This window comes from Rhizobium sp. 32-5/1, from assembly GCF_029537235.1.
In the GTDB taxonomy this organism is placed as follows: Bacteria; Pseudomonadota; Alphaproteobacteria; order Rhizobiales; family Rhizobiaceae; genus Pararhizobium.
In genome coordinates this window covers 265,709-278,260 of the sequence record NZ_CP120639.1, presented here as the reverse complement: position 1 = coordinate 278,260, position 12,552 = coordinate 265,709, and the positions used below count along the sequence as shown (strand labels likewise).

9 protein-coding genes and 4 pseudogenes are annotated in these 12,552 nt (G+C 59.8%); 11 read left to right on the top strand and 2 right to left on the bottom strand.

All coding sequences use genetic code 11. The features are described from left to right. Positions 1-62: 62 nt before the first annotated feature. The 7 genes and pseudogenes from P6U16_RS22860 (at position 63) to P6U16_RS22830 (ending at position 7,756) form a co-directional block, all read left to right on the top strand. On the top strand, positions 63-707 hold the full coding sequence (locus P6U16_RS22860; protein ID WP_277704599.1) for a DUF2291 family protein: 645 nt from the start codon (positions 63-65) through the stop codon (positions 705-707). A 1-nt stretch (position 708) separates the two neighbouring features. Then, positions 709-2,268 (top strand): sugar ABC transporter ATP-binding protein, encoded by a 1,560-nt coding sequence (locus P6U16_RS22855; protein ID WP_277704598.1) that lies wholly within the window; start codon positions 709-711, stop codon positions 2,266-2,268. Further along, complete coding sequence (locus tag P6U16_RS22850; RefSeq protein ID WP_277704597.1) at positions 2,268-3,332, top strand: ABC transporter permease; 1,065 nt, start codon at positions 2,268-2,270, stop codon at positions 3,330-3,332. Before P6U16_RS22855 ends, P6U16_RS22850 begins: the two co-directional genes overlap by 1 nt. A 222-nt stretch (positions 3,333-3,554) precedes the next feature. Beyond that, positions 3,555-4,588 (top strand): annotated as a pseudogene (locus P6U16_RS22845) (Gfo/Idh/MocA family oxidoreductase). Beyond that, positions 4,585-6,519 carry a hypothetical protein gene (locus P6U16_RS22840; RefSeq protein ID WP_277704596.1) on the top strand — a complete coding sequence of 645 codons (1,935 nt, stop codon included), beginning with the start codon at positions 4,585-4,587 and terminating at the stop codon, positions 6,517-6,519. Before P6U16_RS22845 ends, P6U16_RS22840 begins: the two are co-directional and overlap by 4 nt. Positions 6,520-6,685: 166 nt before the next feature. Next, positions 6,686-7,474 (top strand): SDR family oxidoreductase, encoded by a 789-nt coding sequence (locus tag P6U16_RS22835; RefSeq protein ID WP_277704595.1) that lies wholly within the window; start codon positions 6,686-6,688, stop codon positions 7,472-7,474. A gap of 58 nt (positions 7,475-7,532) precedes the next feature. After that, positions 7,533-7,756 (top strand): annotated as a pseudogene (locus P6U16_RS22830) (BrnA antitoxin family protein). Between the two features lie 78 nt (positions 7,757-7,834). Here P6U16_RS22830 and P6U16_RS22825 read toward each other — a convergent pair. Both P6U16_RS22825 and P6U16_RS22820 read right to left on the bottom strand, forming a co-directional pair. Continuing rightward, entirely contained in the window at positions 7,835-8,194 is a 360-nt protein-coding gene (locus P6U16_RS22825) for a hypothetical protein (RefSeq protein WP_277704594.1), read from the bottom strand. Between the two features lie 156 nt (positions 8,195-8,350). Then, complete coding sequence (locus tag P6U16_RS22820) at positions 8,351-9,028, bottom strand: GntR family transcriptional regulator (protein WP_277704868.1); 678 nt, start codon at positions 9,026-9,028, stop codon at positions 8,351-8,353. Positions 9,029-9,182: 154 nt separating this feature from the next. Here P6U16_RS22820 and P6U16_RS22815 point away from each other — a divergent pair, with 154 nt between their 5' ends. The 4 genes and pseudogenes from P6U16_RS22815 to P6U16_RS22800 all read left to right on the top strand — a co-directional run bounded on the left by P6U16_RS22815 (position 9,183) and on the right by P6U16_RS22800 (position 12,552). Beyond that, entirely contained in the window at positions 9,183-9,785 is a 603-nt protein-coding gene (locus P6U16_RS22815; protein WP_277704593.1) for an amino acid synthesis family protein, read from the top strand. A 7-nt stretch (positions 9,786-9,792) separates the two neighbouring features. Continuing rightward, positions 9,793-10,590 carry an alpha/beta hydrolase gene (locus P6U16_RS22810; RefSeq protein ID WP_277704592.1) on the top strand — a complete coding sequence of 266 codons (798 nt, stop codon included), beginning with the start codon at positions 9,793-9,795 and terminating at the stop codon, positions 10,588-10,590. Then, a pseudogene (locus P6U16_RS22805) lies at positions 10,587-11,512 on the top strand (flavin reductase family protein). The gene P6U16_RS22810 and the pseudogene P6U16_RS22805 overlap by 4 nt, the downstream one beginning before the upstream one ends. 3 nt (positions 11,513-11,515) lie before the next feature. After that, positions 11,516-12,552, top strand: a pseudogene (locus P6U16_RS22800) (LLM class flavin-dependent oxidoreductase).

Below are 12,552 nucleotides of genomic sequence, written 5' to 3'. Positions count from 1 at the left end.
GATGCGCGCAGGGCGGAAATTTTCCGCCCTGCGTCTTTTTCCATGTGACGGAGTTGAATTTCATGCCGACGTTCCGGGCTGCGGCCTTTTTCATGGTCGCCATCGCATTGACCTTGCCGGGCTGCAAGATCGTCAAGACGCCGACGGCGGAAGAAGCTGCCGAGCAAGCAAGCGGCGGCTTCAATCCTGCGCGTCAGGTGGCGGGCCTGTGGGACGACAAGGTCATTCCGTTTCTTATCGCACGTGCCGGCCCGTTCCAGGACGTTTCAAGTCTGGCGACATCCGATCTCGATGCTGCCGCTGCAAAATATGGCCATAAGGAAAAGGACGGTACCGCGCCCTGGACCTTTGCAGCCAAGGTCTCCGGTACGATCGTCAAGGCCGAAACCAAATCCCGCGCCGCCTATCTCGAAACCGATGTCGATGGTGACGGCAAGGGCGATGTGCGCATTCAGATCGGCCCGGTCATCAAGGGCACCGCGATCCGTGACAGCCTCGATTTCGTTAATTTCAATGAGTTCAAGAATCAGATCCAATGGGCCGAATTCGGCAAGGCCCTCAACACCCATGTCATCGGGCTGACGCTCGACAAGCTGCCGCGCGAGAGCCTGGAAGGCAAAAAGGTCGAAGCGCTCGGCGCCTATCCGTTGCCGTCCTCGGGGCAGCCGGCTTTGTTCACGCCCGCCACCATCACGATCGGCGGCTGAAATGGCGCTGACCGACACCCAAGACACGATCTTGAAACTGGACGACGTTACGAAGGTCTATTCCGGCATCGTCGCCGTCAAACATGCGAGCCTCGAGCTGAAACGCGGCGCGGTCAACGTGCTGGTCGGGGAAAATGGTGCTGGAAAATCGACTCTGATGCGGATGATTGCCGGCGTCGAGAAGCCCTCGCTTGGCCGCATCCTGCTCGATGGCAAGGAGGTCGAGTTCAATTCGCCGGCCGACGCCCAGAAGCACGGCATCGGCATGGTCTTCCAGGAACTCAACCTGTTCGGCAATCTGTCCGTCGCCGAAAATATCTTTGCGACGCGCGAGATCACCCGTGGCCTGCGTGGCATCGACCACAAGGCGCAGATCGCAAAGGCCAACATCTTTCTCGACAAGCTGGACGCCGGTATCAGCGCCGAAACCATGGTCGAGGACCTGCCGATCGGCCAGCAGCAGCTCGTTGAAATCGCCAAGGCGATCTCGCTTGATACGCGCATCCTCATTCTCGACGAGCCGACCTCCGCGCTCTCCGCTGCCGAAGTCGATATCCTGTTCAAGGTGATCAACGAGCTGAAGGCGCAAGGCGTGGCGATCGTCTACATCTCGCATCGGTTGGAAGAGCTGATGCGCATCGGCGACTACATCACCGTGCTGCGTGACGGCCAGATCACCGGCCAGGCGATGGTACTCGATATCGACACCAAATGGATCGTCCGCTCCATGATCGGCTCGGACGCCAAGGATTTCGCAAAGTCGCTCGATCACAAGCTCGGTGCGGAAGCCTTCCGCGCCGAAGATATCTGCCTGCCGCGCCGGACCGGCGGTCTCGCCGTCGATCATTTGTCGATCTCGGTCAAATCAGGCGAAGTTCTGGGCATCTACGGCCTGATGGGCGCCGGGCGCAGCGAATTTTTCGAATGCGTGATCGGTCAGCATTCGCATTCAACAGGCAGAATCTTCGTCGGCGGCGAGGAGGTCGTCGCGAAGGATACGTCCACGCGCATCCGCAAAGGGCTCGCGCTCATTCCGGAAGACCGCCAGCGCGAGGGGCTTGTTCAGGTCCTGTCGATCGCCTCCAACCTGACCCTGGCGAGCCTGGAAAAATTCGTGAAATTTGGTTTTCACATCGTTGGCGCCCGTGAACGTTCGGCGATCAAAGATGCGATCGGTAACCTGTCGATCAAGGCGCCGAACCCGGATTTCGAGGTCACCTCGATGTCCGGCGGCAACCAGCAGAAGGTCGTCATCGGCAAGGCGCTGATGACAAATCCCAAGGTCTTGCTGATGGACGAGCCGAGCCGCGGCATCGATGTCGGCGCCAAGGCCGATGTCTTCCGGACCATGCGGCGTCTGGCAGGCGAGGGGCTCGCCATCCTGTTTTCGACCTCCGACCTCGAAGAGGTCATGGCGCTTTCCGATCGCATCGCCGTGATGAGCAATGGCCGGATCACGACAATCCTGGACCGGGCGGACGCCACCGAAGAATTGATCGTCAAGGCTGCGTCCGAGGGACACAAGTCGGCCGAACAGAAATTGATAAGGGAAACTGCGTGATGACCACGGCAACCGCGACCGAAAAAGCCCCCGCGATGGACAGCGGCTCGATCCTTTTGACGTTGATGAAGGCCAGGACCTTCATCGCACTCTTTGCCGTCATCGCCTTTTTCTCGATCTTCGCGCCGAATTTTCTCTCGACGGCCAACATCATTTTGATGTCGAAGCATGTGGCGCTGAATGCCTTCCTTGCCATGGGCATGACCTTCGTCATTATTACCGGCGGCATCGATCTTTCGGTCGGCTCGATCGTTGGTCTCTGCGGCATGGTCGCCGGTGGCCTGATCTTGAACGGTATCGATCTGCAGTTCGGCTACACGATGTTTTTCAACGTGGTCGAGGTCTGCCTGATCACGCTCGTCGTTGGCATCCTCATCGGCGCCGTCAACGGGCTTTTGATCACCAAACTGAATGTCGCCCCGTTCATCGCCACACTCGGCACGCTCTATGTTGCCCGTGGCTTTGCGCTCTTGTCGTCCGATGGTCAGACCTTTCCGAACCTGGTCGGCAAGGAAGAGCTTGCCACGACCGGCTTCGGCTTCCTTGGTTCCGGCCGGATCATAGGCCTGCCGGTATCGATCTGGATCCTGATCGTCGTGGCCCTTGCCGCGGCTTACGTCGCCAAATATGTGCCGATCGGCCGGCAGATATTTGCCGTCGGTGGCAACGAGCGCGCCGCCCGCATGTCCGGCATCCGCGTCGACCGCGTGAAAATGTTCGTCTACATGTTCTCAGGCTTTTGCGCGGCAATCGTCGGCATCGTCATCTCGTCGGAACTGATGGCCTCGCATCCGGCCACCGGCAACTCGTTTGAGCTCAACGCCATCGCCGCAGCCGTTCTCGGCGGCACCTCAATGTCCGGCGGTCGCGGCACGATCGGGGGCACCATCATCGGCGCCTTCGTCATCGGCATCCTGTCGGATGGCCTCGTCATGATGGGCGTTTCCTCCTTCTGGCAGATGGTCATCAAGGGCATCGTCATCATCGTCGCCGTGGTGGTCGATCAGGCGCAACGTCGCCTGCAGCAGCAGGTGACATTGATGCAACTGGCGAAGAAAGGCTGATTGTGATGCTCTCTCCCCAGCCGGGAGAGGGTGGCCCGAAGGGCCGGATGGGGGTGACTGCCACCATTGTGGGTCTTCGCCGTCCCGTCCATCGCCTAGAATTCGCTCGGCACCTCTCCCCGTTGGGGAGAAGAGGATATCCATCGCTAGCGGCCATGGAACATATGCAATTGTCTCACCTTTCATGCGGAAATGGGATTTTTGAGTTTCGAAGGAAAACACATGTCAGACCTCAAGGGTGCCCTGATCGGCTGCGGCTTCTTCGCCGTTAACCAGATGCACGGTTGGAACGACGTCGCAGGCGCTGACATCGTCGCCATCTGCGACCGTGACCCCGAGCGCCTGAAAATCGTCGGCGACCAGTTCGGCATTGCGCGCCGCTATACCGACGCTTTGCAGATGTTTGCCGAAGGGGCTTCGATTTCGTTGATATCGCCACGACGGTGAACAGCCATCGCGCACTTGTGGAAATGGCGGCCGCCCACAGGGTTCCGGCCATCTGCCAGAAACCGTTCGCCCCGACGCTTGCTGATGCCAAGGCCATGGTCTCTGCCTGCGTTGCCGCCGGCATTCCCCTGATGATCCACGAAAATTTCCGCTGGCAGACGCCGATCCAGGCTGTGCGCAAGGCGCTGGACTCGGGTGTGATCGGCACACCGTTCTGGGGTCGGTTCTCCTTCCGCTCCGGTTACGACGTCTTTTCCGGCCAGCCTTACCTCGCGCAAGGCAAGCGCTTCATCATTGAGGATCTCGGCATCCACACGCTGGACATTGCCCGCTATATCCTCGGTGATGTGCTGGCGTTGACGGCTCGCACAAGGCGCGTCAATTCAAAAATCAACGGTGAGGATGTCGCCACCATCCTGCTCGACCATGAGAACGGTTCCACCTCCATCGTCGACGTCAGCTATGCGACGAAACAGTCTATCGAAGCTTTTCCCGAAACGCTCATCGAGATCGATGGAACCGAGGGCGCGATCCGGCTGTCGCAGGGTTACAAGCTGCAGGTCACCCATGCCAAGGGCACCGCCAACAACGATGTCGCCCCGTCGCTTCTGCCCTGGGCCTCTCGCCCCTGGCACAATATCCAGGAAAGCGTGTTCGCCATCCAGCAGCATTGGACCGATTGCCTGAAGGCCGGCAAGGAGACATCGACGTCAGGAGCGGACAATCTGAAGACGTTTGCGCTTGTTGAAGCCGCCTACGAAAGCGCCGCCTCGAAAGCCACCGTCGACATCGGAAGCCTGTTGAAATGACCACCGCCGATCTCGCCTTCAAACTGTATGGCACCACGCAAGCAGAACCAGTCCCAAGAGTTTTGAGAGCCGGAAAACTGACTGCGCAACTCGCCAATGGCAATCTGCGCATGATCGCCTATGACGGCGTGGAGGTGTTGCGTGCGATTTCCTATTTGGTGCGCGACCGTGACTGGGGCACGTATGATCCCGCGCTCTCGAACCTTGCCGTCACGGAAACGGAGACAGGCTTTACCGTCTCCTACAATGCGCGTTGTGAGGGCCCCGGCGGTACCTTTCTTGACATCGGCGCCTCGATCGTCGGTACGGCGGACGGCCGGCTGACCTTCACCGCCGAAGCTCGCTCGGCCACCGGTTTTACGACCAATCGCTGTGGCTTCTGCATCCTGCACCCGATCGTCGGCGTTGCCGGCACGCCTGTTACCGTCGAGCATGTCGATGGCACATTTGAAGAGACGGAACTACCGGATCTCATCGAGCCTTGGCAGCCCTTCAAGGACATGCGCGCCATCAGTCACACGGCGCTGCCAGGCGTCAGCGTCGAATGTCGCTTGGACGGCGATACGTTCGAGATGGAGGACCAGCGCAACTGGTCGGATGCATCCTACAAGACCTATGTTCGGCCGCTGGCTTTGCCATGGCCCTATCAGATCCCCGCCAACAACCCGGTCATCCAGCAGGTCACTCTCACGATTATCGACAGCCGCGCGGCCTCAAGCGGTGACCCAGCAGGCGTCGGACATGAACGGCTAATCCGGTTGAGCCCAAGCAAAGCTACCGGGAAAATGCCCGCCGTCGGTCTGCTGATCACGCCGGAGGAAGCCAAAGCGAGCCTTGCCGTCCTCGCGCGGCCAGACGCCCCAAAGGTCCAGGAGTTACTCTTTCATTTCGACCCAATCGCGGGGCACGATGCCCGTGCGTTCATCGATTTCGCTGCAATATCCGCGATCCACAAAGGCACCAGCACGCTGGAAATTGCCGTTCCCTGCCAACGCCCATTGGACGTGGAAATGCAGGAGATTGCGGTCGGGATGCGTGCCGCAGACTTCGTGCCTGACGCCATCATGGTCTGCCCATCCGTCGATCGGCAGTCAACACCACCCGGCAGCCCGTGGCCCGCATGCCCACCCTTGCAAGACATTTACATGGCGGCAGACATGGCGTTTCCCGGTGTGCGGCTCGGTGGTGGGATGTTGTCCTATTTCACCGAGCTCAACCGCAAGCGCGTGCCCGGAGAAGATCTTAGTTTCATCAGTCACTGCACCAATCCGATCGTGCATGCCGCCGATGATTTGAGTGTCATGCAGACCCTGGAAGCTCTGCCCTTCATCACACGGTCGGTGCGCGCCATCTACGGGGACATGGCCTACCGCTTGGGGCCCTCGACCATTCCCATGCGCCAGAATCCCTATGGCAGCCGGACGATGGAAAACGCTGACGGTGGCCGGATCCCCATGGCCGGTCGCGATCCACGTCACAACGGCCTGTTCGGGGCGGCCTTTGCCATGGCATACGCAATTCAGGTACTCGATGCGGGACTAGAGACGTTAACGCTTTCGGCGCTGACGGGCAGTTTTGGCCTGATTGCCGGGAAGGGTGAACCGGTTGCAGCCGGGGGTGAACGCCCACTTGCCACTGTCGTGCGCATGCTCGCCCAGTCCTCGGTTAAAAACTGGCGTGCCTGTTTGTCCTCTCACCCAGAAAAAGCGCTGGCATTTCTGGTTCAAGCGAATGAGGAAACAGCGCTTCTGGCAGTCAACATCACGGCTCATGTGCAGACGATCGACCTGTCTGCACTGGACCAGTCGTCGCAGGGCAGACTTTCGATTGTCGATGAGACCGCCAGGCAGTCGGACAGCCTGTCTGATGCCGAATTCTCAGGCGGACTTTTGGCGCTGCCACCCTTGGCCATTGCCCGGATAGATTTTTGAGAGGGCTACTGTCGCTCTTGTATCACCTGTGTTGAGGTTGCCTGGCTTCGCACCATATATCGATTCCGATTTCCGCCAATATGCAGTAGCGTCGCCTTCAACTCAGCTGATGCTGCAGCGGTGGAGCAAACGCATGAGCGGAAAAACGCACGAGGAGGTTTAGGATATGGTGGATGCAGTGTGGAGCGGAATGCGGATTCCGGACCTGGCAGGCAAAGCGGTGCTTATCACCGGTGCTTCCACAGGGATCGGCGCCGCCCTTGTGCGGGCTTTCGCGGCGCAGGGCGCAAAGGTCGCTATTCATTACAATGAGAGCCGTGCGGCAGCGACGGAGCTCGCCGCAGAGGTATCAGCCGCAGATGGCGATGTGGTGCTCGTCCAGGGGGACGTGTCGGTCGAGGGTGAAACCGAGCGTGTGGTCACTGAAGCGGCGGCACATTTTGGTCGTCTTGATGGATTGATCAACAATGCCGGCGGCATGCTCGGCCGGATGACGACTGCGGAAATGAGCGACGCCCATTATGAGCGGGTGATGAACCTCAATGCGCGTTCTGTGCTGGCCGCCACCCGGGCAGCCCAGCCTTTCCTTGCCAAACAAGGCGGCTTTATCATCAACACGACCTCAATCGCCGCGCGCAATGGCGGCGGCAACGGAGCCATCCTCTATGCGGCCTCCAAGGGCTTTGTCTCGACCATCACCAGAGGACATGCCAAGGAATTCGTGGCGGATGGCATCCGCGTCAATGCGGTCGCGCCGGGCGTGATTTCCACGCCTTTCCATGATCGCTATACCAGTCCGGAAATGCTGGACGCCCAGCGGAAGACGGTGCCCATGGGCCGCGTTGGCTCGCCGGACGAATGTGTCGGCGCGTACCTGTTCCTTGCCTCCGACATGCTGTCCGGCTACATCACGGGGCAGATTATCGAAGTCAATGGCGGACAGTTGATGCCGTAGATGCGATTTCGAACAGCTCTGGCTGACCTAAATTTCTGCAGAAGAAGAGGATACGCCTATGGCACGCAGACCGCTTAACCCAATGGATGCAGCCGAAGCCTTGTTCAAGCCCGCAAAAAAGCTGTGGCGCCAGCGCGGGAAGCAGCCGCCATCCCCAACACCAAGGAGCTCGTATCGATCAAGATCGACAGCGTCGTGCTCGAATATTTCCAGAAAGATGGTCCCGGTTGGCAGGATCGCATCAACGATGTCTTACGCGCCGCCATGAACGGAACCGCATAAACCGATGCTGGCGGTCGGTCGCCCTCCCGCCAGCATCGGTGCGTTTTTGATATCCAGTGCCCCGAGCAAAGGTCTTGATTATTGCTCGGTCAGCGTTTCCGTGCCGCTGCCGTCCTTGCCGGTAATCGTCCATGCACCGTCGAGCGTGCCGTTTCCGTTCACCTTGTAGACAACCAGACCAATTGCGTCCTCGAGTATATAGGCAGCCGCAAAGGCATCGCCGTTGAGCATGCAGACGCCGGTGGACTTGGTGCCGGCCGTTTCCCATTCGATCACGCAAGTTGTTTCGCTGGCCAGCGTGATTTCGGCGGTGCCCGAGTAGGCGGACCCGTCAAGGTTCGTACCTTCGACTTTATATTTTCCGGCGTTGACGGTCTGCGCCGCCGCAGGTGCGGCCATTGCAAGACCAAGCAGGATCGCAAACAGAGCGCGTTTCATGGAAGTCCCCTCAAAATAGTAGGTTGGCTCGGTCATCGAGCAACAAGCAGCAATATGCGACAATCCTTATGCTTGAAAGACGTAGCGCCGATTGCCCGCGCGCTTTTTTGGGTGAAATGCTCCAAAACATTCCTGAAGATTGAGAGCCTGCCGAAGTCAGGCAATGGTCGCTGGCGTTTCTGGGGAAAGAAGACCCTCCGCAATCCGCGCGGCCTCGGTGATATGCGCCCGGCAGGCGGCTGTCGCTGCATCCGGATCGTTGCGCAGGATCGCATCGAAAATGGCGCGCATATTGGCCGGACCGGAGATCGTCCGGTTGGCTGTCGCGAGCGTCATGACGCGCAGGCGGGAAATTCGGCCGTTCAGCCGCTTGACGATATCCCAGGCAATCTCGTGGCCGCCGGACAGAAAGATGGTTTCATAAAAAGCGTTGGTCGCGGCGAGGATCGTCAGTGCATCGTTCTTGCGGGAGTTCCGGTCAAGATCCTCAAGCACGGTCCGCAGTTTTTCCTTGGTGTCCGGATCTGCGCCGCGCGCGCAATCGGCAACCGCCGTCGTTTCCAGCGCAATACGGATGTCGTAGATCTGACGGGCCTGGTGCCAGGCGATCAATGCCACGATCGGCCCCTGTTTCGGTGCCATCTCAACCAATCCCTCGGCCTCCAGATGCCTAAGAACTTCCCGGATGACCGAGCGCGATACGCCCAGTTGGTCGCAGAGCGCGCGCTCCACCAGCCGCTGACCCGGCCGAAAAATACCGGCAATAATCGCGTTGCGCAGCCGCTCCAGGGCCATCTCGCGCAGGGTCACGGGCGGATTGTCGATCCGCAGCATGGCTGGGTCCTGGACGGGATCGTCGGCGGTGGCGGCAAACAGCTTCTGGCTCATCACCCAGTCATAGACGCTAGAAAGTTTCAAGACAAGGCTTGACACTTGATATGATGGTATACCAACATACGGAATATCGAAATGACGCAAGGACACAGGCATGGCCATCGAGATCCGCAAAACGCTACTGCAGGTCGAAACGACGCTGATCGAGGGCGGCAGGGCTGCTGCAACGCCGCTCAGGCTCTTCGCCGCGATTGCAGTCGTCAAAAATCCCTGGGCCGGCCGTGGCTATGTCGAAGATCTCAAACCCGAAATCCATGCGGCAGCGCCGGTGCTCGGCGCACTTCTCACCAAGATGATCCTCGATGCCGTCGGTTCAGGTGACCTCGTCGAAGCTTATGGAAAAGCTGCGGTCGTCGGTCTGGACGGCGAACTTGAACACGCCTCGGCGCTGATCCACACGCTTCGCTTCGGCAATCATTATCGCCAGGCCGTTGGCGCGAAGTCCTATCTCGCCTTCTGCAACACCCGCGGCCCAGCCCATGCGCCCTTGATGATTCCCTTGATGGACAAGAACGACGAGGGCCGTCGCTCGCACTATCTGACGATCCAGACTTCCATTCCCGATGCGCCAGCCGCTGGCGAAATTGTTGTTGCGTTGGGTGCTTCAGTTGGCGGGCGGCCGCATCACCGGATCGGAGACCGATACCAGGACTTGAAAGACCTCGGCCACGACAGCGACAATCCGGCGGCGGTTTGAGTTTGTCATGGATACGATCCGGAGGCTCCACAGCAGAAACGGCACGGCCTGGGCGGAAGCGGGCAGCGGTGCACCGCTTGTCCTGATCCACGGCGTCGGGATGCGACTGGAGGCATGGGCGCCGCAGATGGCAGCTCTTTGTAGCACGCACCGGGTGATTGCCGTCGATATGCCGGGACACGGCGAAAGCCGCGCGCTTGCCGAAGGTTCAGGTCTTGAGGCCTTCGTGGATTGGCTTTCGGTGTTTTTCGACGACCTGGGCTTGGAGCATGTCAACTTGGCCGGCCATTCGATGGGCGCTCTCATAGCCGGCGGTGCTGCCGCCTCCTTGGGCAAGAAAGTCGCACGCGTCGCTCTTCTCAATGGCGTCTATCGCCGCGATGCAAATGCCAGCGCGGCGGTTGTTGCGCGGGCAAGAGAGATTTCCAAGGGTGCCATCGATTTCGAGGGGCCACTCCTGCGCTGGTTCGGCGAAGACAGCCGCGAAAGCGAGGCCTACCGCCTGACCAGGAACTGGCTGTCGTCCGTCGATCCCAACGGATATGCGACAGCCTACACGGCCTTTGCGACCGGCGATGCCACCTATGCCGATCGCTGGCCGAAAGTTCGCTGTCCAGCTCTGTTTCTAACGGGAGCAGATGATCCCAACTCGACGCCAGCCATGGCAAAGGCCATGGCAGACGCCGCGCCAGCCGGTTACGCGGTGGTGCTTGAGGGGCAGAGACATATGGTCAATCTGACGGCACCCGGTGAGGTCAACGCGATCCTGTCGGACTGGCTGGCTCTTGAGGAGAGGATCAAATGAGTGACGCAAACTTCGATGCCCGCGCCCTGCGCAATGCCTTCGGGTCCTTCCCGACCGGCGTGACGGTTGTCACCGCCCATGATCCGGCCGGCCAACCGATCGGCTTCACGGCCAATTCCTTTACCTCCGTGTCGCTCGATCCGCCTTTGCTTCTGGTCTGTCTTGCGAAAACCTCGCGGAACTTTGCGGTGATGACGGAAGCTCATGGCTTCGCGGTCAACATCCTGTCGGAGACCCAAAAGGATGTCTCCAACACCTTCGCGCGGCCCGTCGAGGATCGATTCTCGGCTGTGGAATGGAAAGCCGGACCGCACGGTGCGCCGGTCTTCGACCATACCGCCGCCTGGTTCGATTGTTCGATGGAACAGGTGATCGAGGCCGGAGATCATGTGATCCTCATGGGTCGTGTCCGGGCCTTCGCCGACAATGGCCTGAACGGCCTCGGTTATGCCAAGGGCAGCTATTTTACCCCGGCCCTGGCGGGCAAAGCGGTTTCCGCCGCGGCGGATGGCGCGGTGGAACTGAGCGCCGTCTTGGAGCGCAATGGCTCTGTCCTGATGCTCGGGGATGAGCGCTTGTCTCTGCCGTCCTGCGCCATGGATGATGCCGATCCGCCAGCAACACTGGGCGCCTATCTGAAAGAACTGACCGGCCTTCCGGTTTCCGTCGGCTTTCTCTATTCGGTCTATGAAAGCCGAACCGATGGTCGCCAGCATATCGTCTACCGCGCCTCGGGGGGCGAGGGGAGCCCGCAAAAGGTCGCTTCCTCCAACCCGCCGACCTAACACCGGAGAGGCTGGCCAATCCGGCTACTGCCGATATTTTGAGGCGCTTTACCGCCGAAAGTTCGATCGGCAATTTCGGCGTCTATTTTGGCAATGAAACCGCCGGCAAGGTCCACCCGGTCGCAAGGAAAGCCTGAACGATGAAATTCTCCCTCTTCGTCCACATGGAACGCCTCGACGCCGAACAGGATCACAAGAGCCTGTACGAGGAGTTCGTGGCACTCTGCGAAATCGCTGACAAGGGCGGCATGCATGCGATCTGGACCGGCGAGCACCATGGCATGGACTTCACCATCGCGCCGAACCCCTTCGTGACCATCGCCGATCTGGCGCGGCGCACCAAAAACGTCCGGCTGGGCACCGGAACGGTCATTGCGCCCTTCTGGCATCCGATCAAGCTTGCCGGCGAAGCGGCAATGACCGACCTCATCTGCGACGGGCGGCTCGACATCGGGATTGCCCGCGGCGCCTATGCCTTCGAATATGAGCGCCTGCTGCCGGGTCTCGATGCCTGGGGTGCCGGCCAGCGCATGCGCGAGTTGATCCCGGCTGTCCAGAAGCTCTGGGAGGGCGATTATGCCCACAACGGCGAGTTCTACCAGTTTCCTTAACGACGGCAGCGCCCAAGCCGATCCAGAAATATCCGCCGATCTGGGTGGCGGCGCGTGATCCCAACAGCCATGAATTCGCCGTTGCAAACGGCTGCAACGTGCAGGTCACGCCGCTGTGGCAGGGCGATGACGAGGTCGAAACGTTGATGGCGCGGTTCAATGACGCCTGCATCAAACACGCGGAGATCGAGCGCCCGAAGATCATGCTGCTGCGCCACACCTATGTCGGATCGGACGAGGCGGACATCGCCCAGGCGGCGTATGAGATGAGCGTCTACTACAACTATTTCTTCGCCTGGTTCAAGAACGAGAAGCCGATCCACCAGGGGCTGATCGAACGGATTTCTGCAGAAGAGATCGTCGCCAATGCCATGCTGTCGGGCGACGTCATGCGCAAAAACAACGTTGTCGGCAATTCCCAGGAGGTCATCGCGCGCCTGAAAGCCTATGAGGCGATGGGCTATGACGAATATTCCTTTTGGATCGACACGGGCATGAGCTTCGAGCGCAAGAAGGTCTCGCTCGAGCGCTTTATCGCCGATGTCATGCCGGCCTTTGCGGAGTGA